The 5,334-nt window shown below is 32.7% G+C and carries 4 protein-coding genes; 3 read left to right on the forward strand and 1 reads right to left on the reverse strand.

Annotated features, from left to right (window positions below):
• The first annotated feature begins 357 nt into the window (after nucleotides 1-357).
• The 3 genes from AFK68_RS12080 (at nucleotide 358) to AFK68_RS12090 (ending at nucleotide 3,794) form a co-directional block, all read left to right on the forward strand.
• The gene (locus tag AFK68_RS12080) at nucleotides 358-741 is read left to right on the forward strand and encodes a hypothetical protein (protein ID WP_094673034.1); all 384 of its coding nucleotides are present in this window, start codon (nucleotides 358-360) and stop codon (nucleotides 739-741) included.
• 238 nt (nucleotides 742-979) lie between these two features.
• Nucleotides 980-2,782: a M61 family metallopeptidase gene (locus tag AFK68_RS12085; RefSeq protein WP_094673035.1), complete on the forward strand. Its 1,803-nt coding sequence runs from the start codon at nucleotides 980-982 to the stop codon at nucleotides 2,780-2,782.
• Nucleotides 2,783-3,311: 529 nt separating this feature from the next.
• Nucleotides 3,312-3,794 (forward strand): TerB family tellurite resistance protein, encoded by a 483-nt coding sequence (locus AFK68_RS12090; protein ID WP_094673036.1) that lies wholly within the window; start codon nucleotides 3,312-3,314, stop codon nucleotides 3,792-3,794.
• A 1,338-nt stretch (nucleotides 3,795-5,132) separates the two neighbouring features.
• Here the strand turns inward: AFK68_RS12090 and AFK68_RS12095 are convergent.
• On the reverse strand, nucleotides 5,133-5,334 hold a 202-nt coding region (locus AFK68_RS12095), incomplete at its 5' end, for a DUF2127 domain-containing protein (protein ID WP_168186429.1).

Consider the following 5,334-nt stretch of genomic DNA (forward strand, 5'->3'; position numbering starts at 1 on the left):
TTGATAATGGATAATTGATAATTACCTCTCCCTAAAACGGATTGGATTGAATAAAAGGAAAATAAATTCATTGTTTCTCCACGGTGAGTGAGAGGCTTTATACCTTGATTTTTCGGTAATTAGTTATACTATTGCTTAGGAGTCAGGAGTCAGGAGTCAGAATTAAGGAGAAATAAAGAATTTGAATAGTATGAATTTTTCAATTTAGTATTCAATAGAAAACTTGTATGAAGAGGAAGTAATTTTACGATTACTATATAACCGGATTTTATATGAGATTAATATTATCTTAAAAAGAGAAATAAAATATATATACTTAAGTCACAATCAAATAGTTCATATCAAAAATAAATAACTATGACTGAAGCTAGAATAGTACCCCTCAGTCCCACAATTACAACGCCAGCAATTCAATATAAAGTATCTATGCCTCATCCAGAATCTCATCTGTTTGAGGTTAGTTTGTCTGTTAAAATTGAACAATTAACTTCCTCTTTATTACAAACTTCTAAAAAACTGGATTTAAAAATGCCAGTATGGACGCCAGGTTCTTACTTAGTTAGAGAATATGCTAAACATTTGCAAGATTTCTGTGCCTATAGTGAAAATGAACGACCTTTACCTTGGCAAAAACTGAGCAAAAATCATTGGCAAATAGAAACTTTGGGAGTTTCGGAAGTAATAGTTCAATACAGTTTCTCCACGGTGAGTGAGAGGCTTTATACCTTGATTTTTCGGTAATTAGTTATACTATTGCTTAGGAGTCAGGAGTCAGGAGTCAGAATTAAGGAGAAATAAAGAATTTGAATAGTATGAATTTTTCAATTTAGTATTCAATAGAAAACTTGTATGAAGAGGAAGTAATTTTACGATTACTATATAACCGGATTTTATATGAGATTAATATTATCTTAAAAAGAGAAATAAAATATATATACTTAAGTCACAATCAAATAGTTCATATCAAAAATAAATAACTATGACTGAAGCTAGAATAGTACCCCTCAGTCCCACAATTACAACGCCAGCAATTCAATATAAAGTATCTATGCCTCATCCAGAATCTCATCTGTTTGAGGTTAGTTTGTCTGTTAAAATTGAACAATTAACTTCCTCTTTATTACAAACTTCTAAAAAACTGGATTTAAAAATGCCAGTATGGACGCCAGGTTCTTACTTAGTTAGAGAATATGCTAAACATTTGCAAGATTTCTGTGCCTATAGTGAAAATGAACGACCTTTACCTTGGCAAAAACTGAGCAAAAATCATTGGCAAATAGAAACTTTGGGAGTTTCGGAAGTAATAGTTCAATACAGGATATTTGCTAATGAATTAACAGTTCGCACTAATCATTTAGATTCTACACATGGTTATTTTAATGGGGCAGCTTTGTTCTTTTATATTCCTGAATGTGAGAAAAATTCGATTAGGATAAAAGTTATTCCACCTAAATATGATTGGCAAGTAACCACATCTTTACCAAAGATTCCAGACACAGAAAATACCTTTGAAGCAGAAGATTTTGATACTTTAGTAGATAGTCCTTTTGAGATAGGTAGTCATCAATTATATCCATTTGAAGTACAAGGCAAAAAACATCAATTAGCTATTTGGGGTAAAGGTAATGCAGAACCAGAAAAACTAATTCCTGATATACAAAAAATTATTGAAGTAGAAGCAGATTTTTTTGGTGGTTTACCTTATGAAGAATATTTATTTCTGCTGCATATATCTGGAAAAGGTTTTGGTGGTTTAGAACATAAGTTTAGTTGTACTTTAAATTATCCGAGATTCGGTTTTAGGAATAAGGAAAAACGCGATCGCTTTATGCAGTTAGTTGCCCATGAATTTTTCCATTTATGGAATGTTAAGCGTATTCGACCTAAAGAATTAGAATTTTTTGATTATCAACAGGAAAATTACACTCCTTCTCTCTGGTTTTCTGAAGGTACAACCAGTTATTATGACTTATTAATTCCTTTAAGAGCTGGTATTTATGATCTGAAAACTTTCTTAAAAGGATTAGGAAAAGAAATTACACTATTCCTAACAACAATAGGACGAAAAGTACAACCAGTAAGTGAGTCTAGTTTCGATGCTTGGATTAAATTATATCGTCGGGATGCTAATAGTAATAACTGTCAGATTTCTTATTATTTAAAGGGAGCAATGATATCTTTATTTCTTGATTTGTTAATCCGAGAAAAATATGAAAATCAATACTCACTGGATGATGTGATGCGCAAAATGTGGGATAAGTTTGGTAAGTCAGAAATAGGTTTTACTCCTGAACAATTAAAAGGTGTAATTGAAGAGGTGGCAGAATTAGATTTGGATGAATTCTTTGAGAGTTATATTGATGGTGTAGATGAGTTGCCTTTTGATGAATATCTTAGACATTTTGGCTTACGACTGAAAAAAGAAGATAATGAATGGCCTGATTTAGGTATGAATGTTGTTAGTGAGAATAACAAAGAAATAATTAAATTTGTTCAATATCAGGGGCCAGCACAGTTGGCTGGATTAAATGCAGGAGATGAGTTACTAGCAATAGATGGTTTTCGGGTAAATGCAGATAAGTTGAGCGATCGCCTGAAAGATTATCAACCAGGGGATGTTTTGGAAGTAACGGTTTTCCATCAAGATGAACTTATTACTCATCAAGTAACTTTGGCTGACCCTAGTCCCAGTCGTTACCAAGTTGTACCAGTGAAAAACCCTACGGCAAAACAACAAGAAAATTTTGCTGGGTGGTTGGGAGTTTCATTAGAGTCTTTTTGATTAATGCACTACTATATTTTTCTTTGTTCCTTCTCATTTCAAAAGGTAGTAGAGAGTAGCTTACAAGGGTAAGTTTTTTACCTTTGGTGTAAAAGAAGTTTGGTGAGTGTGGGGAGACGGGGAAGTTGAGGGTATTTTTGTTGAAATTTTATACTGAATAAAAGTGGTTACTCATCCCTTTGTTAAAAACTTACCCCTATAAAGTAGGGAGTAGGGAAAACTCTTGCTCTTTATTTAATTTTCCTGTATAGCAAAATCTAGCTGTTCCCTAATTACAAAAAAATTTATATGGTGGTACATAGTAATAGTATAGGAAGTGTGGGAGGTTTAGGAAGTGCGGTAAGTGTGGGAAAAAAATATATATTCTCACGCCTGAGCGAGCAGGAGAACCAAAAGTTAATGTAGCAGTATTTTTTGAAACTTGTATCATCGGAAATATTTAAAAATTATCAACGATTGGATGATAACTATTAGCTTGATGATAGGTTAAAAGTTGAGCTATGAATAGCCAATAATTGAGGAAAAATCTATGGCAGTACAACCACCTCCACCCCCATCTATTACTCCACGTCAGATGAATTTGTTGCGGATTGTTGCTTATATGGCATGGTCGGATGGACAACTGGCGCAAGAGGAAGTCGATCTAATGTTGAAGCGCTTTAGTAGTTTATTTGCTACAGGAGATTCCCAACAACAACTTCAAGAGGAATTACGGGATTATCTCATGCAAAATATACCATTGGAGGAATCAATTCCCAAATTAGAAAGCGAACAAGAAAGAGAACTTGTACTAAAATTAGGTTATGAAGTAATTGCTTGTAGCGCTCGTACTCCTGATGAGCCAAATATTAATGAAGAGGAAGAAGTTGCTTATCAAAAGTTAAAGCAGTTGCTTAATCTTTCACAGGATGTAGTAGAGCGTATAGAAACTGAGGCAAATACTGAAATTAATCAGCAAGAGGGAATAGTCGATATGATGACTCGTGGTCTACAGCAATTTATGCAAAATTAAATTGATTGATGGCAAATACAGTAACTTATTTATTGTTGCTTTTTTGACTAAAAAAATCAGGTCAATAGCTTTCCCTTGGATAGGGGATAATAAAGAATATTCGATTCAGCATTAATAGCTTCCCTATTCCATACAGGNTGAAATTAATCAGCAAGAGGGAATAGTCGATATGATGACTCGTGGTCTACAGCAATTTATGCAAAATTAAATTGATTGATGGCAAATACAGTAACTTATTTATTGTTGCTTTTTTGACTAAAAAAATCAGGTCAATAGCTTTCCCTTGGATAGGGGATAATAAAGAATATTCGATTCAGCATTAATAGCTTCCCTATTCCATACAGGTAATGATAACTGTTAACTGATAACTGAAATGACCCTCTTTTACTTTTTTCAAATCAGAAAGTAATTGAGGGTTTATATTTTTATTGGATTTATATTTGATACTAAATTCGGTTTAGACAGAAACAATAGACTTGTCGCTTTATAAGGTAAAGTAAAAGTTAATAGGGTATTTGAGATGGGACAATGTTAGATATTAATCGGGTGCTAAAAGAAGACCGCCTATTAAGGTCATTGACTGGACGTGCGCCGTAAGGCATTCGATGAATTATTACAAGCTTTTTGTGTCCAACTTGAGTTGGAAGCGATACGGCTGGACTCTGGAATTTCTACCTGATGGCAGCATAATTTAATCAGTGAAAGCCAGAATTTTCCCATTTCATTTTCAGGTTTTATTTCGCGACAAGTCTAATATTTATGAACATAAACACCTTAAATTTATCAGAGGGTTCTCCTTTTTATCAAATCGTCCTACCGTCTATTGAGATAAACTTTATAGTACAATACAGTTCAGTTAAGGATTTTTTGAAGAGAGAAGAAGGAAAGTACATGAGTCTATAGATCAATATAGTTTACTTAAAGGAATTTTTTTGTAGTTATGTAATCTGAATAACTACTATAATTGTTCCATACCTTATGAGTGTTGGTCTGATCTAAACCGTATTTATTTATACTATCTATTTATATCAAATCCGCTTGCTTCGGACTGTTATAAGAAACCGGGTTTATGGGAGGTCGATATTAATATTTTAGGGGATTTGATACAAACCCGGTTTCTATGATTTCTATGCTTTTTTATACCGATACTACCGGATTTGATATTATGTAGCATTTCTCAAGTTTAGTGAGGTGAACTTGTGTTTATTATTTTCTCTTTTGAGTTAAGCTATTTCCTAAAACTTGCTGTTTTATCAAGATAAAAATGATAAGTATTTCAAAAATGTTTTTCTTGATATCAAAAAAATATCTGTCTTTCTTTATTATTGAAAATAAAATTTAATCTTCCGGCTTGAATTCTCGGATAATTAAAAATACAAAGACAGCTAAATTAAGTATAAAAATAGTCAATCTGATGAGAGAAAAATCATGTATTAATTCTTTGAATTCTAAAGGCAATGGTATCGCAACTAATCCTACAAAAAGAATCTTAGACCAGAATTTTTCATACCACAAACCAACCAAAGCAATAATTATCAAA

It is taken from the genome of Hydrocoleum sp. CS-953, assembly GCF_002260545.1.
Classification (GTDB): domain Bacteria; phylum Cyanobacteriota; class Cyanobacteriia; order Cyanobacteriales; family Microcoleaceae; genus Trichodesmium.